At 68.9% G+C, this 206-nt stretch carries 1 protein-coding gene; it reads right to left on the minus strand.

Going from position 1 to position 206, the window contains the following annotated elements; genetic code table 11:
• A partial coding sequence (locus RRF55_RS29510; protein WP_439419529.1) for a CoA transferase occupies window positions 1-206 on the minus strand: 206 nt, incomplete at both ends.

Genomic DNA, 206 nt, shown 5'->3' on the forward strand with positions numbered 1-206 from the left:
TCTCGCGCTCGTACAGCGCCGACGACACGCCGCCCGCCACCAGGGCCGAGGCGTAGTAGTCCACCACGGAGCCGTAGAGAATCTCGGGCGGCCCGCCAGCCTTGCCCTGCATGGCGCACATCCCGGTCATGGTCTGCAGCACCTGGTCGTAACCCGCCTTGGCCTTGAGCGGACCCCGGCTGCCGTAGCCGGTGACGCTGCAATAG

Source organism: Klebsiella sp. K47 (assembly GCF_051858335.1).
Lineage (GTDB): Bacteria > Pseudomonadota > Gammaproteobacteria > Enterobacterales > Enterobacteriaceae > Klebsiella > Klebsiella pneumoniae.